Raw genomic sequence first — 18,934 nt, 5'->3', positions numbered from 1 at the left:
GCGATATGGCACGTAAAGAGTTCGAACACTTCGAAGCGGTTTCCGCTGTAGTCCCCGTCGAGTTGGGCGGCAACAAGGGTTATCACGCGGCGATCGCCGTCAAGGCCCTGGTCGACGGCGGCGCGCCGCGCTTTCACAAACTGCTGAACGATCAGGTTTTCCCCGGCGCCATCGCGGCCGATGAAGCCGCGATCAATGAACTGGACAAGCTCAAGGGCGTCACCGACGACGCCGAGCTGATCTGGTAAACGCTTACTTCGTCGCCCCCGGGCGCCACATCTTGAACAATGCCTCCGGCCCCAGCTGGAAGTAGTCCGCCGGCCCGCCGCCCCGCAGTATCGGTTCGGCGGCGGCGGTGTCGTAGATCCCGTCCTTCAACAGCCACTTGGCAATGTGCACGGCGACCACTTCGCCGAGCACCAGCCAGCTCGGCACGGTCTCGCCGTCGGCGCGCTGCAGCTGAATGATCTGGGTGACCTTGCATTCGAAGGACACCGGGCTTTCGCCTACGCGTGGCACGGCAATCACCTTTGACGCCACCGGTGTCAGCCCCGCCAGTTCGAACTCATTGACCTGCGGCCCGACCATCGCGCAGCTCTGGTTCATCTGCTCGGCCAGCGGGCGGGTGGCGAGGTTCCAGACGAATTCGCCGGTCTGCTCGATGTTGTTCAGGCTGTCTTTGCGCCCGACGCTGGAGAACCCGATGATCGGCGGAATGTAGTTGAACGCGTTGAAAAAACTGTAGGGCGCCAGGTTCAGCCGGCCTTCGGCATCCTGCGAAGAAATCCAGCCGATGGGCCGCGGGCCGACGATGGCGTTGAACGGATCGTGGGGCAGGCCGTGGCCGTTGGCCGGTTCGTAGAAATGGATGTCATCGGGCATGGCGGGTGGTCCTGGAAACGGCTGTCAGAGAGCGGCCATAGTGCAAGGACGGGCGGCTGATTTCCAGCCCTCCAGACATGACTAAGCCCGGCCGAAGCCGGGCTGTGGTGTGTGTATTTGATGATCAGCTGATGGCTGCGGCAGTGCCGGTTTTATCGAAACCGTCGGCAGCGATGGCGTTGGCAGTACCGGTTTTATCGAAACCGTCTGCGGCGATAGCGTTGGCAGTGCCGGTCTTGTCGAAACCATCCGCAGCAACGGCTTTGCCGACGTTGGTCTTGTCGAAGCCGTCAGCAGCGTAGGTACCGGTGTGGCTGGTTTCGATGGCAGCGCTGGCGCCGGAAATGAAGTCGGCGGATTTGGTTTTGTCCGAGCCATCGGCGGCGAAGGTGTTGGCGGCCAGTACGGACAGGGTCAGGGCGAGGATCAGTTTGGTTTTCATGGTCGTTGTCTCCGGGTTCGTTGGCGATGTTTTTCGCATGGGGTTCATGCTACGCCAACTAAATTGATTAAAAAGCGCAAAATAATGCTAAAAACAATCGATTAAATTGATATTAAGGGCGACGCATTCAATTCGCTTTCGTCGTCGCAGCGAGCGTCGCGCAGTTAATCGATCAGGTAGGTGCAGGATGCGGCGGGGGCATTAACCGGTGATTAATCGCCGCTTTTCGTTTGTGTGACAGATTTTTCATGGATTCCCGACCGGTTTTTCACCCGCGCAACGCCAGTCTGCCCACGGCCATAAAGCCAAAAACCGGCCGTCACCCACTGGAGCGTTGCCTGCGATGAACAAACTGCCTCAAATCACCCTGGCCTTCTGGGTCATGAAAATCTGCGCGACGACCCTGGGGGAAACCGCGGGGGATTTGCTGTCGATGACCCTCAATGTCGGTTACGCCATCAGCTCGCTGATCCTGATCAGCGTGTTTGTCCTGACTCTGATCGCGCAACTGATGTCCAAGACCTACAAACCGCTGCTGTACTGGATCGTGATCCTGTCGACCAGCACCGCCGGCACCACTATGTCGGACTTCATGGACCGTACGCTGGAACTGGGTTACGCCACAGGTTCCATGATCCTGATCGCGATCCTGCTGGCGATTTTCGCGGTGTGGCGCCTGAGTGGCGACTCGCTCAACGTCACCAAGGTGCAGAGCTTTCGCGGCGAGATGTTCTACTGGATGGCGATTCTGTTCTCCAACACCCTGGGCACCGCGCTCGGCGATTACCTGGCGGACGACTCGGGTCTGGGCTTTGCCGGTGGCGCGCTGTTGATCGGCTCGGCGATTGGCGTAGTCGTGCTGCTCAAGTACTTCACGAAGATTTCGACGGTGGCGCTGTTCTGGGTGGCGTTCGTGCTGACCCGGCCCTTCGGCGCGACCTTGGGCGACTTGATGACCAAGTCCCATGAGAAGGGTGGGCTGGACTTTGGCACCATCGGTTCGTCGGCGGTGCTGGCGGGGATTCTGCTGGTGATGATTGTCGGCGCGTCTTTTGCGCAGAAACGTTATGGAAAACCGGCGATTGCCGAGTCAGCATGAGACCGAGGTGACTCCAATCGCGAGCAGGCTCGCTCCCACATCGGATCGGCGTAAATCTGATCCTGTGGGAGCGAGCCTGCTCGCGATGAGGCCAGAACAGCCACCATTGCAGTGGCTGCATAAACCCGATCAGTCAGTGACGATGCGCGAGTGTTTCTGGGTGTCTTTCATGGTGATGTACACCAGCAGGGACACCGCGATGCACGCGGTCACGTACCAGTAATAACCGGTTTCCATGCCGATGCTCTTGAACCACAGCGCGATATATTCGGCTGTGCCGCCGAAGATCGACACGGTCAGCGCGTACGGCAGGCCGACGCCCAGGGCGCGGATTTCGGTCGGGAACAGCTCGGCTTTCACCACGGCGTTGATCGAGGTGTAGCCGCTGACGATGATCAGCGCCGCCATGATCAGGAAGAACGCGCCCCACCAGGTCTGGATGGTGTGCAGGGTCATCAGGATCGGCACGGTGAAGATCGTCCCGAGCACGCCGAAGGCGATCAGGATCGGGCGACGACCGATTTTATCGGACAGGCCGCCGATGATCGGTTGCAGGCACATGAACAGGAACAGCGTGGCCGCCGAAATGGTGGTGGAGTCGGAGATGCTCATGCCGACGGTATTCACCAGGTATTTCTGCATGTAGGTGGTGTAGGTGTAGAACGCCAGCGTACCGCCCATGGTCAGGCCGACCACGGTGAGCAGTTCCTTCGGATGACGCAGCAAGGTGCGCATGGCGCTTTCCTTGGACTTCTCCTTCTTGGTGAACGACTCGGTTTCTTCCATGCCGCGACGCAGGTACAGCGCGACGATTGCACACAGCGCGCCGATGGCGAACGGAATACGCCAGCCCCAGGCGTACAGCTCTTCGGTGGTCAGGAACTGTTGCAGCACGATCAGCACGCCCAGCGCGATGAGCTGGCCGGAAATCAAAGTCACGTACTGGAAGCTGGAGAAGAAGCCGCGACGATCCCTGGTCGCCATCTCCGACAGGTAGGTCGCCGAGGTGCCGTATTCGCCACCGACCGACAGGCCTTGCAGCAGGCGGGCGAACACCAGCAGGATCGGCGCGCCGACACCGATGGTTTCATAGCCCGGGCTCAGGGCGATGATCAGCGAGCCGAAGCACATCAGGTAAACCGAGGCCATCAGGGCTTTTTTGCGTCCGACCTTGTCGGCGTACAGGCCCATCAGCCAGCCACCGATCGGGCGCATCAGGAAGCCCACGGCGAAGATCGCGGCGGTGTTGAGCAGTTGGGCGGTGGTGTCGCCTTTGGGGAAGAAGGCTTTGGCGAAGTACAGCGAGAAGGCGGCATAGACGTACCAGTCGTACCACTCGACCATGTTGCCGACGGAACCGCTGAAGATCGACTTGATGCGACTGGCGGTGGTTCGTTCTTTGGCCGGCACGGCAGCCGACCCAAGGGGCAGGGCGTTGGAGTTATCCATTGAAGGATCCTTCGTTTAATTGTTTTTGTGGAGCGCGTTGGAACGCAGCCTGCGAGGGCTATAGCAGGAGCTGTGCCAACGGGGGGAGGGCCGGTTTAGAAGGGTTGGGGAAATGGGTTGAGCGGGATTTTGCCGATGATCCGGAATGAATGAGCGGATTTCCGCTCATTCAGCGTGATCGTTCCCACGCTCTGCGTGGGAATGCAGCCGGGGACGCTCTGCGTCCCAAAGCGGGCGCAGAGCGTCCATTGAGGCATTCCCACGCGGAGCGTGGGAACGATCAATCATCAAACGATCAGTCGGGTACGAACATTTCCCGGGTCAAACCATGCCGTTGCATCTTTTCATTAAACGTGCGACGCGGCAGTTGCAGTTCCTCAAGCACGGCTTTCACATCGCCCTTGTGCCGTGTCAAAGCGGCCCGCAGACACTGCGCCTCAAACGCCTCCTGCTGCGCCGCCAGCGACTGGCCCGGATCAATCCCCTGCATCGGTTCATCCAGCCCCAGCACCTGACGTTCGGCGACGTTCGCCAACTCGCGCACATTACCCGGCCAGTCATGGCTGAGCAGGTGGCTCAACTGTGCGCCACTGAGCGGCGGAAAAGTCCGGCCCAAACGCTGGGCGGCGCTCTGGGCGAAGGATTCGAACAACAGCGGGATGTCTTCACGACGATCACGCAATGGCGGCAGGCGCAATTCGGCGACGTTCAGGCGATACGCCAGATCCTCGCGAAAACGCCCGGCCCGCGCTTCGTCGAGCAAATCGGGTTTGGTCGCGGCGACGATCCGCAAGTCCACGCGAATGCTCTGGTTTGACCCCAGCCGTTCCAGTTTCTGTTCCTGCAACACCCGCAGCAGTTTCACCTGCTGGGCCAGCGGCATGCTTTCGATTTCATCGAGAAACAGCGTGCCGCCATCGGCGTATTCCAGCTTGCCGATACGCTTGCCGGAGGCGCCGGTGAACGCGCCGCTCTCATGCCCGAACAACTCGGCTTCGAACAGTTGCTCGGGGATCGCCGCGCAGTTCAGCGCCACAAACGGCTTGTCGGCACGCGGGCCGAAGTCGTGCAGGCAACGGGCAACCAGTTCCTTGCCGCTGCCGGTCTCGCCACGGATCAGCACGTTGACCGGCAGCGTCGCCAGGTCCAGCACCTGTCGGCGCAAGGTCTGCAAACCACGGGACACGCCCAATAGCGTTGCATCGAGTTTGGCGCGGTTGTCGGCCTGCTCGTGCAGGGCGCGGTTTTCCAGCACCAGCCGACGCTTGTCCAGCGCCCGGCGCAGGCTGCCGAGCAGGGTCTCGGGGCTGAAGGGTTTTTCCAGGAAATCGTAAGCGCCGTCGCGCATGGCTTCGACCGCCATCGGCACATCGCCGTGGCCGGTCAGCAGAATCACCGGCAGATCGGGATCCCGGCGCTGCACTTCGGCCAGCAGCTCAAGACCGCTGAGGCCCGGCATGCGCACATCGCTGAGGATCACCCCGGCAAAGTGCTTGGGCAGCGCCGCCAGACATTCCTCGGCACGGCTGAACAGCTGCACCTCGAACCCGGACAGGCTCAGCCATTGTTCGACGGCATTGCGAATGCTGCTTTCGTCATCGACCACCATCACCGCGTTGAGCATCAGATGTGCGCCTCCAGATCGATTGGCAAAGTCAGGCTGAACACCGCGCCGTTGTCGCCATTCTCGGCGCACAGGCGCCCGCCGGATTCATGGACGATGGCGAACGATACTGCCAGCCCCAGACCCAGCCCGTCACCCACAGGTTTAGTGGTGAAGAACGGATCGAACACCTGACCCAGATGTTCTTCGGCGATGCCGCCGCCGTTGTCGATGACGCTCAGGCGCCACAGTTGCTCGTCGGTTTCCAGGCGGATCTCCAGACGCTTGCAGGGCTTGCCCTGCATGGCATCGAGGGCATTGCGCAGCAGGTTGATCAGCACCTGTTCCAGACGGATCGCATCGCCGCGCACCCAGGCCGGCCGAGTCAGGTGCAGCACCAGACTGACCTGTTCATCGCGCAGGCGCGCATCGAGCAGTTGCAGGGCCTGATCAACCACCGTCGCCAGGTCCAGCCGTTCGCGCAAGCCGCTGGGGCTCTTGCGGGCGAAGGTTTTCAGGTGGCCGGTGAGGGCGGCCATGCGCGTGAGCATTTCATCCACCGGTTTGAGCGCCTTGTAGGCGTCATCGACCCGACCGTGATCGAGCAGCAGTCTCAGAGTTGCAAGCTGCATGCGCTGGGCGGTCAGCGGCTGATTGATTTCGTGGGCCAGCGCGGCGGACATCTGCCCCAGTGCGGCGAGTTTTGCCGACTGCACCAGACCGTCCTGGGCGGTGCGCAAATCCCGGGTGCGTTCCTCGACCAGTTGCTCAAGCTCTTCGCGGCTACGCTGGCGCATCTTCGCCAGACGCCAGCGCTGGTTGAGGAACAGCAACAGGAACACCAGTGCCAGCCATACCCCGGCAGCGGCGAGCCCGGCATTGCGCTGGTCTTCAAAGGACAATTGCGGGCGGCGCAGCAGGTGCAAGGTCCAGCCTTCGGCGGTCAGCGGCAGCGATTCCCACAGGTAATCCGCCGTGCCCTGCGGGCCTTCGACGCGGCGCAGATCACTGTTGTCGTCGAAACTGCGCAGCGCCAGGTGCGTCAGCGGCACCAGCGACTGTTTGTCGTATTGGCGGGTGGCCTTGATCTCGCGGTAATCGGCCGGGCTCAGCGGGTGCAGCAGGCGATAGCGCCAGCCGGGCTGGTTGGCGATGAAGATGATCCCGCGCGCATCGCTGACCAGCAGGGTGTCGCTGCCCTGGCTCCATTCGCGTTCGAGTTCGGGGAATTCGAGCTTGACCACCATCGCCCCGAGAAAATCGCCGTTGTCGCCGAGTACCGCGCTGGACAGGAAGTAACCGGGAATCCCGCTGGTCACGCCGACCGCGTAGAAACGCCCGGTGCCCTGGGTGCGGGTCTGACTGAAATAGGGGCGAAAGCCGTAGTTGTGACCGACGTAACTGCTGGGCAGGCGCCAGTTGCTGGCGGCTACCGCGAGGCCGGTGCGGTCGAGCAGTTCAAGGGTCGAGGATTGGGCGGCACCGTTGATCTTTTCCAGCTTCAGGTTGAGCGCCGTTTGCTGTTCGGCGCTCACGGGACCGGCCAGCGCCGCCCGTAATTGCGGGTCCAGTGCGAGCACGGCGGGCAAGGCGCGATAGCGGTCGATCAGGGTATGCAACGAGTTGGCGTACAGCGCCAGTTGCTGATTGGCCCGGGTCGCGTCTTCTTCCAGTGCCTGGCGCTCGGCGTGGCGGATCGCAAGCGTCGCGGCGAAGGCGGCGCCAGCGATGATCAGCAGGGTATACAACGACAGACGCAGGGTACGGGAAGTCGGCAGCATGCTGGGTCAAAGGGGTGGCAGGACGGGCGGGCACGATAGCATGTGCCCGCCCGGTACGGCGTATTGTCGAAGCGACTCAGACGTACGTTTCGCTCATCCTGCGTTGCACTTGCGGCTGCATTTTTGTCCTGGGTTTGGGGATCGGCTTTTTCAGTGGCTGATGACTGACTTGCTGTGCCGATTGGGCAAGTTCGGCCAGGCGTGCCGTTACCCCGTCTGCTTCGCTCGGGGAGTCGACAAGCTGGTGCGCGGTACTCAATACCTGATCAATGGCGTCAAACGGATCGAGCCCGGTTTTGAGCAGTTTCATGACTTCGCGTTGTTGATCGCCCATCAGGTCATCCAGCTGACGATAGAACATTTCCTGAAGCCGTTGCGGATAAGAACCGAGATTGTCAGCTGCAGCCTTGATCCTCTGCTGGAGTTCACCTGCACCGTTGATCAGGTTCTTCGTCCCTTCCACAACATTGGCTGCGGTATCGGCGACAGCTGTCACTCCCGCGGCGATTTCCCGTGTGCGCAGGGTTTCCACGGCCTTCAGGCTTTTTTTGAAAAAGTGGTAACGCAACAGCGGAAAAGCGATGGCCCCGACGAGCATGCCCACGGCTGTGCCGATCAGGTTGCCAATACCCGGTGCAGCGGTGCCCAGAAGCCCGCCGACACCTGCACCTTTTATCGCGCCGTAGAGGGCAGATTTGATCCCGTGCCGGGACTTCATGAATGTGCCAAAAGTGATGCTTTCGCGCAGTTCATTGATGTCGGCGTCTTCGGGAACAAGGCCGTCGAATTCTCTCGCAAGGTTGTCCAACTGACTTGCTGCGGTTGCCGCTTTGTCGAGCACGCCGATAAAGCCTTTCGCCACGTCAAACAACGCCTTCGCATTGCCCGTTTTGTCGACATGGATAATCGGATTGTTCCCCACGAACGCATAGAGATTCAGTCCGTCGACAGTGCCCGCCGGATCGGCACTGACCCAGCGCCCCAGCCAGTCGGCGTAGTAGCGGGAGCCGTAGTAATACAGCCGGGTGACATCCATTTCCTTGCCCGAGTAACGGACGGTCTTGTAATCGACCTCCACGGCGGATTGCCGGATATAAACAGCGGTGCCGCCGAAGGGCAGGTAGCGCTCGTCGGTAATCAGTCGCGCCTGTGCATCGAGTTCCCTGACAGCCGAACCCAGGTGGTCCGGTAGCGTGAATCGCAGCTGGTCGGCGCCGATGTTTGCCGGATCTTTCTTCCAGTGCAGGCAGCGCGCTCCGCCAGGTCCGATGTCGAGCGTGATGACGTGCAACTCCTCGCCGTTGTGCTTGGTGCGGATCTCCAGCCCCGGCAAATAGCGCACTTCATGAAAGTGACTGACTTTCGTTGTGTGGGTGTCGTGGCGTTTGTAGACCCGCTGGCCCTGGCTGTAGCGGTAATACTCTTCGTCGTTTGCGCTGCCGCCATTGCGATCGACGAGCGTCACCTTGTCCAGTTCGCCGCGGGCGTTCCAGTGCATCGGCACGCCGGGTTGCAGGGCCTGCAGATTGCCGGCACGGTCGAACAGTAGGCTGAAATCCGGCGGCGGATCGCCGGGTTTCCAGCGCACGCCGCGGTTGCTGACGGGGTCGATGAACATCTCGAAGGTGTGGCTGGTGCCGTCGCGCACGTGGGTGGTTTTGACGAGATTGTCGCCGTGGTCGTATTTGTAGTGCTCGACGTAATTGCGCCGGTCGGCGGGGTCGGTCGGTTGTGGCGGTCCGATGTTGTCCGAGGGCGGGGCGTCGCTGTAGCCGGTGGCGCGAATCAGTCGGTACAGCGTGTCGTAGTCGAATTCCTGATGACCATCGACCCGTTGATTGCTGAAGTAGGTCGGCGTGTAGGCGTGATCGAGAATGCGGACGATATTGCCCATCGGATCGTATTCATACTCGAAATCCAGAAACACCGGTCCCGAGCCCTTCTGCGCGCAGTGGCGATGCAGGCGCCCGTCGGCGGCGTGGTAATGCCAGTGGCTGGTCACACCGTTGCCGGCCTGTTGTTCGATGATCTGCCCGGAGGCGCTGTACTGCGCATCCTGCAACACGGTTTGCCAGGTGGTCTGTCCGTTGATTTGCAACTGCACCCGATTGAGTTGGCCGGTCACGTCGTATGTCGACAGTCGCTGATGTTCGCCGGCATCGGTCTGCATCAATTCCGCGCCCAGCGGGCTGTAACTGTGACGGCTGACAAACGCTTTGCCATCGTGAAAGGTGCGGGTTTCTCGCAGTGCCGGGCCGGTCAGTGCGAAGCTGTGAAACTTCACCGAGCCCGATGAGTCCTCCAGCTCGATCATCTGTCCGCGCAGGTTGTGACCGGGATCCTGCGTGGCATCGGCGTAAGTCATCTTTTCTACGCCGGCCATCGCGTTTACATCGAGCCTCACCGCCCGCAATTGATCATCGAAGGTTGTGCACCAGAGATTGCCCCGCGCATCCCAGCGCCTCAGCTCTTCCCCGGCAAGCCCTGGCAGGGTCAGGCTCGGGCCGGCATCGACGCTGTCGACCTTGAGAGGCTGCTCACTCAAGCCGAATACATTCACGAGGTTGGGTACCGACAATCGCGGGTCCTGCTGTTCGATCAGGCGCCCGGCGTTGTCGTGGCGCAGGCGGGTGATGAGCGTTTCCACGGGGACGTCGGCGACCGTGCGCAGATAGGCGACCTGGCGCACGGGCAGGCCTCGTCCGTCATTCACGGTGAGCGAAGGGGTGTTTCGGTGGATTGAGCTATCTGCCGCCATTGTTCCACCAGTGGACTACTTTGTTGCTTGGAGCGCGATGGGATAAATTTATACTCGCATACTGGCGGTACCGTTTGACGGTAGTACGGGTTTCGTGAAGGCTGTTCAGTGCCTTTTCCCGATATTTTTTTATATCGGATCGACTGACCGCTCTGCTATCGGTTGCCCCCACTTTGCCGAGACCGATATCAATCAAGTAATCCAGACCGTTCGCATAAAATTGCCCGACGCCCATTTCGTTAAATATGGCCTCGGCGATGTCTGCCGCTTGAACAATCGATTTTTCGAGGTTGTCGAGTAACGAGTCATAGGCATCCAACTCTATCGCGGTCAATTGCTGTTCGGCCTTGGTTGCGTCCTTGGCTACGCGCATGAGTTCGAAAATTTCTGATACCCCAGGCAATATCGCACCGCCTCCGGAGTCTCGAACGATGCTGAACAAAGTCCTGATATTCTCCGACCGTTCTTCCCACGTTTCCGGATTGACTGTGAATCCATCAAGTGGTCCGGGAGACGTTCCGCTGCTTTGATCCCGGATAGAGCCAGGTTCCAGATTCGCATGCCTTGGCAAAATCGGTGCGTTCATCTTGAGTGGGGCCATTATTTTTTCGTAAGCCCCGACGGCGCTGTCAGCCGTGAAGTTTCCCAATGACAGCCCTTGCAGTTCGCCAGGAGTTGTACTTTCTTTGAACGCATGACCGGTTACTGCCCAGCCAGAGAAGAAACCAACGGTAGCCCGGCCAGCGAGATAAATGAAATTTTTGAGTACCTTCAATCGAAACTTTGCCGGCGAAGTCAGATCGCCAAACTGTTGGTTTACCTCGTCCAGGCTCTGTTGCGCAGTGGATAAATAAGCTACTTGGTCATTGATCATCTGACGTTGCTCTGAGGGTTTTCTTTGGGTGCCACCGTTATCGAAATAAGTGATCGGATTGTTCCCGACAAACGCATACCGGTTCAGCCCGTCGTTATCTCCCGCAGGATCGCAGCTGATCCAGCGACACAGCCACGGCGCGTAATACCGGGCGCCATAGTAATAAAGGCCGGTGACATCCATTTCCTTGCCCGAGTAGCGGATGAACTTGTAATCCGCTTCCACGCGTTTTTCTGCGACCATCCATGCGGTTGCGCCGTAGGCGAAATAACCTTCCTGGCTGATCAGCCGTGCCAGTTGATCGAGCTCGGTCACGCTTGAACCCAGAAGATCCGTCAGGCAATAACGCATCTGATCGTCGTCGATGCCGGGCGGTTTGCCAGCGACCCAATGCAGGCATGTCACTTCGCCGACGCCGATGGCTACGGTGATCCGGTGCAGCTCTTCACCCGAGCTTTTACTGCGGATTTGCAGATTGCCCACGTAGTGCACTTGCTCGACATGGCTGACCTTGCGGGTGTGGGTTTCGAGGCGTTTGTAGACTCTGACCTTCTGGCTGTATTGGTACAGCTCCTGGTCAGGTGGACCGCTGGCATGTTCCACCAGGGTCAGTGACTCCAATTGATTGCGGCTGTTCCACTGCATGGGTTGACCCCGCTGCAGGGCTAGCTGATTGCCGGCGCGGTCGAACCATTCGGGAAAGACGGGAGCCGGGTCGCCCGTTTTCCAGCGCACACCGCGGTTGTTGTCCGGGTCGATGAACATTTCGGCGGTATGGGAACTGCCGTCGCGGACATGGGTGAGTCTGGTCAGGTTTTTGCCTTTGTCGTATTCGAAAGTCTCGACATGGTTGCGCCGGTCCCGTGGGTCGGTTGGCTGAGGCCGGCCCGGGTTGTCTCTGGGCGGGGCGTCGCTGTATCCGGTGGCGCGGATCAGCTCATAAGTCGAGTCATAGCCAAACGTGCGCTGGCCGTCGACCCGCTGGTTGCGGAAAAACGTCGGTGTGTAGGTGTGGTCAACAATGCGCGTAACGTTGCCGACCAAATCGTATTCATACCCGAAATTCTGAATCGCCGGCTCTGAAGCTTTTTGCGCGTACTGTCGAAGCAGGCGTCCGTCGGCCTCTCTGTAGTGCCAGTGGTTGGTCACGTCGTTGCCGAGCTGTTGTTCGATGATCTGGCCGGCGGCGTTGTAATCCGTACCTTTCAAAACCGGCTGGAAGGTTTGTCCGTTGAGTTGCAGTTGCACCTGGACGAGTTGCCCGGCGATGTCATAGGTCGACTGTTGCAGGTGCCCGCCAGCGTCAGTGGTTTGCAACAGTGCACCGACGGCACTCAAGACATGACGGCTGGTAAAGGTTTTGCCGTCCTTGAAGGTGCGGGTTTCTTCCAGCGTCTGTCCGTGCATGCCGAAGCTGTTGAGGGCGAGGGTGCCCGATGGATCGCTCAGTGCCGTCATTTGCCCGCGCAGATTGAGCGTCGGGTCGGCCGATGCGTCGAGGTAGCGAAAGGTTTCAAAGTTCGCTGCACCGTTTTCTGTGACGGCCAGCAGACGCAGTAGTGGGTCGTAGGTCATTTCCCGGTGATTGTCGTTGGCATCCCAATGGTGCAGAAGTTGACCGCCGGGACCTGGCAGCACAGTGTCGTTGCCAGCGTCGACGTTATGAGTTTTGACCGCCATGCCGTCCAGCCTGTGAACCATGGTGCTATTGGGCGTGGGCAGACGCGGATCGCGCAGCGCAACCAGTCGGCCGGCAACGTCATATTGCTGTCGGGCAATGAGCGCCTGCACATCCTCGCCGGCCACCCTGCGCAGGTAGTCGACCTGTCTGACGGCCTCGCCGCGCGGGCCGATGACGGCCAGCGATGGCGTGTGCCAATGCACACTGGCGTTCATGGCTTGACCTTCTTCGCCGGTGTGTCGTCGGTGTCGTTGAAGTCATAGCTGAGCTTGAACCATGGGTGCAGGATATCGAACGCCAGATGGCCGAGGGCATTGATGGTCTTGATCGGCCGCCCCAGGGCGTCGTAGAACATCCGGTCGTGGTAGCCGTGCTCACGCATCGCGCTGTCATTGATGTAGCGATGGGTGTTGAGGAAATAGGGGCGGTAAACGCGGATGGTTTCGCCTTTGTGGTTGTATTCCACACGACCTTGTACGCGCCAGCGTTGAACGGCCGGCATTTCGAGCGGCCTGCCATCGGCGCCCGTCTCGAGGTTGTCCTCATGCGTGGCCACGAAGGCATCGCCCGGCGGGACGAGTTGTTTGCTTTGCAATTCGCGGCCGAAGCCGTCGATGTAAGCGATGACCATCTGAATCAATTGCAGCGGGTCGGTGTGGTAGCGGTCGGCAACCAGATTGAGACTGTGCACCGGTTGCCGCTTGGCCGTGCGGATGATCTCGAACAGTGTCTGTTCGCTGGCTGTGCACTTTTCCCGCTGGTTCAGCCAGCGCAGGGCCGAGGCGCGAATATGGCCGTCGGGCAGGATCAGCCCTTTGGCGATCCATTCGTTTCTTTTGAGCGGCAGCGTTCCGGGCGGTAGCAATGGCATCCAGCTGTGCAGTTCTGTACGCACCACACTGGCGGCGGATGCCAGCACTTCTTTTGGATGGGCGAGGGCGTACTCGACGCTCAGATCTGTCTGCTCGGGGTACTCCGCCAATGGTTGGAAGCCGGCCGGTTTGCCGTCTTCCGTACCATGAAAACTGTGCGCCATGGGCTGGCCACCTGGCTCGTAAAGCACTTCATGAATGTTGTCGTTGGCGTCCGTGATGCTCAGGGGCTGGAGCGTGTGAAGGTCATGACTGATTGTCGTCGTGCAGCCATCCGGCAGGGTAATGGCAATGGTCAGCAGGTGGTTTTCGTCCCGGGTGATGTGCGTCACGGCATGGCTGGCGGTCTGTTGCACATCGGTGACGTGGTAAAAACCGTTGGCGCCGGTGTAGGTGAAAAATCCGCGGTCGGCTGACCACAGGTTTTTCCGGCCGTCCTCCACCGGGTCATCGGGAAAAAACACATTCATGGGCCTGTATCCGATCGTCTGCAATTCTGTGCGAATGGCAAATGGCGGCGGGATGTTGTCGTATGCCGACAATGCCTTCTTGTCGAATACGGCCTGTTCCGTCGGCCCGGCCAGCGGCGGGAAATGGAACTTGCCGCCGGCCTCCAGATACGTTTGCTGCGAGAGCGAAGTCAGTTCACGGGCGGCTGTCCACTGGGCGCTGTCCATATGTCGCGTGAAGCTTTCAAAACTGATGTCCTCCGGGCGCAGTCCGCCCGGCAGCGTACCCTTGGGCAGCTTCAGCGCGTTGCTGCGCTGGCGCCAGGGCAAGCCGAGCAGGCGATGGCCGTCTTCAGTCAAATGCTTGAACCCGGCACGGGTTTCCGTCAGATAGAAACACCGCTGTTGCTCATCGTGGCTATCCATCCAGGCTTGCCGTTGATCCTCCTGGTCGAAGGGCGGTTCGTCGGTTTCGGTGCGGCGACGCGCGCAGGCGACAGTAAAACCGTGAGTCAACTGGCCGTACTCGTCCCACTCCATATTGACCACATGCTGGCAGAGCGGGTCGTCCATGACGCGCTCGTATTGATGGCTGCGGGTTTCCTGTTCCAGCACCAGCAGGCTGGAAGGTTTGTCCAGGACTTGCCGGACCCGATAGCGATGTTCGGTCAGGGAAAACAACCGCGTGGGCTCGGGGTCGTCAGCCTGGGACACTTCGCTGCGCAGTAGTCGGCCGCTGAGGGCATAGGCAACTTCATTTTCGTCGACCGGGTAGGGCTTGCGGGTCACCTCAGTGCCTTCGACGGCGTCGAAACGCGAATACACGGTGGCACCCAAGGGAGTGGTTTGCGGATCCAGCTCACAGATGTTCTTGAGGGGCAGATCGATGTATTGGCCGGTATGAAACCACTGCGTTACGCGCATCGGCGCCGTATGGCCGCTTTCGGCCGTGCCCGGTTCCAGCTCGCTGTCGATCTGACAGACCCGGCCGAAGCCGCGAAATTCACGTTCCCTACCGTCGTAGTTACCCTCGAAATACTCGAATTGCTGACTCAGCTGATTGCCGGTGATTTCGTCCAGTTGTTGCAAGCAGCGGAGCACCGTCTGCGGAAACGGCAACCGGCACACCGGACGTCTGAGCGCCATCAACTCCAGGCGTTTCTCGTCCAGCCAGAATTGCGCACTGCTGCGATGTTGCAGCGTAGCGCTGTAGCCCATGTTGTTGTTGCAACCGGTGAGCAGGTATGGCCTTGCATTGACGAAGTGATACACCCAGTGCTGCGGTTTCATGTGCGGCTTGGTAAACAGCAGGCTGGCGCAGCCAATGCCTTGCAGATCGGCGAAGGTCACCTGGCAGAGGTTGTCGTAGCGCACGCCCCTGGGCCACTGGACGACTTCCGGGACTTGCGCAAAGGCGTTGCCACCGTAATTCCAGTAGATCTCGAAGTGATCGGAACAGAGCTTGATCAACGCAGGCGCGCCGGAACCGTCGAGATCGGCGAAACGAATGTGATCGGCATTGAAGTGCTTGTATTCGAAAGGCAGAGCGCTGATCTCGACACCCTTGCCGAATCTGCCATGACCCAGATTGGCCCACGCTTCGATCTTGTCGTGGCGAACCCTGCACAGTCCCGAGCGGTCGCTGGCGTGCAGGTTGGCGAACATCACCAGTTCGGTGAGGGCTGGGCCGAACAGCGGCAAGCAATCCGGGGTCGGGGTATGCGGTACATCCTTGCCGGGCGCGAATCCTTTTTCCCGCACATTGGCGTACACCCGTACGCTGTTCGGGCCGATCAGCGCAATGTCGTCCAGACCGGCGCCGCTCAAGTCGCCCATCTGGGCCAGTTGATGGAAATATTCCACGGGGAACTGGCTGAACGGTTTGAACAATGACCAGCTGCCATCCGGGTCGAGCGTGTAATACCCACTGCCACCGGGCTGGGCAACGATCCAGTCCAGACGGCCGTCACCGGTGAGATCGGTAAGAATCTGCACCACCTGTTTGCTGCTGTCGGCATTCGGGATCAGCGGCAGCAGGGTCCAGGGGCCGTAGACGATTTCGTCTGTGCCGGGCATGCCGCGCAAGGGTTCGCGGTAGTACCAGCCACCGTCGTACCGGCAGAGAAAACCGGGCAGGCCTTCGCCGTAAAGATCGACGCAATGGTAAGGCTGACCGTCATTGAGGCCTGGCATCGTGTCGAGTGCCAGAAAGGCCTGGGGAAATGGATTGGGCTTGAACAGTTCATAGAAGTACTCCAGCGGGGGAAAGTGTTTGATATGCCCCTGCGCGTCGTAATTCATGTAGTGCGCGGCGCTCAGATGGTTATAGAGCAACGCCGTGGCCTGATGCTCCAGCAGCAGGCGATTGACCAGCACCTTCTCCGGGCCCGTGTTGTTGAACAACAGGAACTGCCTGCACAACCGTCGGCTACCGACCTCGAAGCCATAGCGATGCATGCGAAAAGGGTCTGAGCGCAGTGGCCAGGCGTGTTCGTCCGGTGCCTTGAACGGCGGAACCGCATCGAGCCCGGTGTCACGTTCTCCGTAGTCCACGATCAGCCGGAACAGCCACTCCAGATCCTGCGGTTGCGCGTGGTCCAGGCACAGCAGGTCGGCACTGGCGGTCTTGTTGCAGTAGCAGACCTGCCGCAGGTAGCGCTGGGCCCGATAATCAAAGCGTGGGTCAACTTCGTTGTCGTCGCGCTTGTACTCGAAAAAGATGTTTTCTCCCACCGCATTGCGGATTTCCACCAGCAGCCACGCGGCGATGTGGCCCGGGATTTCAGGATCGTAGATGCACGAATCCGGCGTGATGCCATAGCACTGTTGCGAGCCGTCGGCACGCGCGATTATCCAGAAGGGGTTGCCATCGTCAGGTGTACAGAAGTGGTAGAGGTCGAACGTACTTTGCAGGCGAGGAATGTAGCGAACCACCGAAAACTCTCTGGCCCGCCTCCCAATACCGAGGGTGCGTCGGGTCGACAGGATCTTGTCGTCAGCCGTCAGTTCGGGTCGCAGATCCGTGCCGTCGGCCTGCATGATGTCGGCGTCTTCATATTTCGGTACGCCTTTGCTGGTCTTGCGCGAGATGGCCGCCAGCGGCAGATCCCAGCCGAGGCCGCACGTCCCGTTGCCCGCATTGCCGTCGTAGACCAGTTGCAACTCGGGATTGAGGCTGCGCGCGTCCAGGGTCGGCAACGGCAGCGTGTAAGACCGTTGCCCGGTGACACCGATCTCCCCCCAACTGCGTCCGTTGGTGGCAATGGACGCAGTCCTGGCGATGGAGGGAGGAGTGACGAGCGCATCTGCATCAGGGACCATGGCAGCGCAACCTGTAAACGTCGAGGTTCCACGCTAACAGAGGGCATCGGGCGTGACACCTGTCAGATCTGACAGGTGCCGACTGACGGCAGGCAAAAAAAACGGGCGGTCATTGCTGACCGCCCGTTTTTTCCGAAGCCGATGAAGCGCTTACTGCACTTCTACCGCCAGGCTTTCGCTGATCTTCTGTTGCCAGATCGCAGGACCGGTGATGTGTACCGACTCACCTTTGCTGTCCACCGCAACGGTGACCGGCATGTCCTTGACCTCGAACTCGTAGATCGCTTCCATGCCCAGCTCGGCGAACGCCAGGACCTTGGACTTCTTGATCGCTTGCGCCACCAGGTAAGCGGCACCGCCGACGGCCATCAGGTACACGGCCTTGTTGTCCTTGATCGCGTCGATCGCGGTCGGGCCGCGCTCGGACTTGCCGATCATACCCAGCAGACCGGTTTGCTCAAGGATCTGACGGGTGAACTTGTCCATCCGCGTGGCGGTGGTCGGACCCGCCGGGCCCACCACTTCGTCACCGACCGGGTCAACCGGGCCGACGTAGTAGATGAAGCGACCCTTGAGGTCCACCGGCAGGGTTTCGCCCTTGTTCAGCATCTCGACCATGCGCTTGTGCGCGGCGTCGCGACCGGTGAGCATCTTGCCGTTGAGCAGGACGGTTTCGCCCGGCTTCCAGCTCTGCACGTCTTCCGGGGTCAGAGTGTCGAGGTTGACGCGACGGGCCGAAGGGCCGGCTTCCCAGACGATTTCCGGGTAGGCGTCCAGCGGTGGCGCCTCCAGCGAAGCAGGGCCGGAACCGTCGAGCACGAAGTGCGCGTGACGGGTGGCGGCGCAGTTCGGGATCATGCACACCGGCAAGGAAGCGGCGTGAGTCGGGTAGTCCATGATCTTCACGTCGAGCACGGTGGTCAGGCCACCGAGGCCCTGGGCGCCGATGCCCAGCTGGTTGACCTTCTCGAACAGCTCCAGACGCATTTCTTCGATGCGGTTCTGTGGGCCACGGGCCTTGAGCTCGTGAATGTCGATGGATTCCATCAACACTTCTTTTGCCATGACGGCGGCTTTCTCGGCGGTACCGCCGATGCCGATGCCCAGCATGCCCGGTGGGCACCAGCCGGCGCCCATGGTCGGAACGGTCTTGAGTACCCAGTCGACGATCGAGTCGGACGGGTTGAGCATGGCCATTTTCGACTTGTTCTCGGAACCGCCACCCTTGGCCGCCACGTCCACTTCCACGGTGTTACCCGGAACGATGGAGTAGTGGATGACTGCCGGGGTGTTGTCCTTGGTGTTTTTACGCGCACCGGCCGGGTCGGCCAGGATCGAGGCACGCAGGACGTTTTCCGGCAGGTTGTAGGCGCGGCGCACGCCTTCGTTGATCATGTCGTCCAGGCTCATGGTCGCGCCATCCCAACGCACGTCCATGCCCACCCGCACGAACACGGTCACGATGCCGGTGTCCTGGCAGATCGGCCGGTGGCCGGTGGCGCACATGCGCGAGTTGATCAGGATCTGCGCCATCGAGTCACGGGCCGCTGGCGATTCTTCGCGCAGGTAGGCTTCGTGCATCGCCTGGATGAAGTCCACGGGGTGGTAATAGGAAATGAACTGCAGGGCGTCGGCAACGCTCTGAATCAGGTCGTCTTGCTTGATCACGGTCATGAGTCGCGCTCCTCTAAAAGACGGGAACATTCAATAAGGTGCCTGCGGC

Annotated in this window: 11 protein-coding genes; 2 read left to right on the top strand and 9 right to left on the bottom strand. The window is 60.3% G+C overall.

The genetic code is table 11. The annotated features are described in order from the left end of the window. Positions 1-5 precede the first annotated feature (5 nt). Positions 6-248: a hypothetical protein gene (locus CAG25_RS06610; protein WP_007960172.1), complete on the top strand. Its 243-nt coding sequence runs from the start codon at positions 6-8 to the stop codon at positions 246-248. 4 nt (positions 249-252) lie between these two features. Here CAG25_RS06610 and CAG25_RS06605 read toward each other — a convergent pair whose 3' ends face one another. Both CAG25_RS06605 and CAG25_RS06600 read right to left on the bottom strand, forming a co-directional pair. Further along, positions 253-882 (bottom strand): flavin reductase family protein, encoded by a 630-nt coding sequence (locus CAG25_RS06605; protein ID WP_039765924.1) that lies wholly within the window; start codon positions 880-882, stop codon positions 253-255. Positions 883-1,006: 124 nt separating this feature from the next. Beyond that, complete coding sequence (locus tag CAG25_RS06600; RefSeq protein ID WP_085610837.1) at positions 1,007-1,324, bottom strand: hypothetical protein; 318 nt, start codon at positions 1,322-1,324, stop codon at positions 1,007-1,009. Positions 1,325-1,667: 343 nt separating this feature from the next. Here CAG25_RS06600 and CAG25_RS06595 point away from each other — a divergent pair, with 343 nt between their 5' ends. Beyond that, positions 1,668-2,423, top strand: coding sequence for a hypothetical protein (locus tag CAG25_RS06595; protein ID WP_064599065.1), 756 nt, complete (start codon positions 1,668-1,670; stop codon positions 2,421-2,423). A gap of 129 nt (positions 2,424-2,552) precedes the next feature. Here CAG25_RS06595 and CAG25_RS06590 read toward each other — a convergent pair whose 3' ends face one another. From CAG25_RS06590 to CAG25_RS06560, 7 genes are all read right to left on the bottom strand, one after another. After that, positions 2,553-3,872, bottom strand: coding sequence for an MFS transporter (locus tag CAG25_RS06590; RefSeq protein ID WP_085610836.1), 1,320 nt, complete (start codon positions 3,870-3,872; stop codon positions 2,553-2,555). Positions 3,873-4,167: 295 nt separating this feature from the next. Then, complete coding sequence (locus tag CAG25_RS06585) at positions 4,168-5,496, bottom strand: sigma-54 dependent transcriptional regulator (RefSeq protein WP_085610835.1); 1,329 nt, start codon at positions 5,494-5,496, stop codon at positions 4,168-4,170. Further along, entirely contained in the window at positions 5,496-7,256 is a 1,761-nt protein-coding gene (locus CAG25_RS06580; protein ID WP_085610834.1) for an ATP-binding protein, read from the bottom strand. Before CAG25_RS06580 ends, CAG25_RS06585 begins: the two co-directional genes overlap by 1 nt. A 76-nt stretch (positions 7,257-7,332) precedes the next feature. Then, the gene (locus tag CAG25_RS06575; protein WP_256575314.1) at positions 7,333-9,945 is read right to left on the bottom strand and encodes an RHS repeat-associated core domain-containing protein; all 2,613 of its coding nucleotides are present in this window, start codon (positions 9,943-9,945) and stop codon (positions 7,333-7,335) included. A 55-nt stretch (positions 9,946-10,000) separates the two neighbouring features. Then, positions 10,001-12,784 carry an RHS repeat-associated core domain-containing protein gene (locus CAG25_RS06570; protein WP_085610832.1) on the bottom strand — a complete coding sequence of 928 codons (2,784 nt, stop codon included), beginning with the start codon at positions 12,782-12,784 and terminating at the stop codon, positions 10,001-10,003. Continuing rightward, positions 12,781-17,211, bottom strand: a complete 4,431-nt coding sequence (locus tag CAG25_RS06565) for a SpvB/TcaC N-terminal domain-containing protein (protein ID WP_085610831.1) — start codon at positions 17,209-17,211, stop codon at positions 12,781-12,783. The genes CAG25_RS06570 and CAG25_RS06565 overlap by 4 nt, the downstream gene beginning before the upstream one ends. 150 nt (positions 17,212-17,361) lie before the next feature. Further along, positions 17,362-18,885: a fumarate hydratase gene (locus CAG25_RS06560; RefSeq protein WP_007960181.1), complete on the bottom strand. Its 1,524-nt coding sequence runs from the start codon at positions 18,883-18,885 to the stop codon at positions 17,362-17,364. Between the last annotated feature and the right edge of the window lie 49 nt (positions 18,886-18,934).

This window comes from Pseudomonas sp. B16(2017) (genome assembly GCF_002113205.1).
In the GTDB taxonomy this organism is placed as follows: domain Bacteria; phylum Pseudomonadota; class Gammaproteobacteria; order Pseudomonadales; family Pseudomonadaceae; genus Aquipseudomonas; species Aquipseudomonas pharyngis.
The sequence above is the reverse complement of the archived record's forward strand: the minus strand, read 5'-3'. Positions and strand labels throughout refer to the sequence as shown.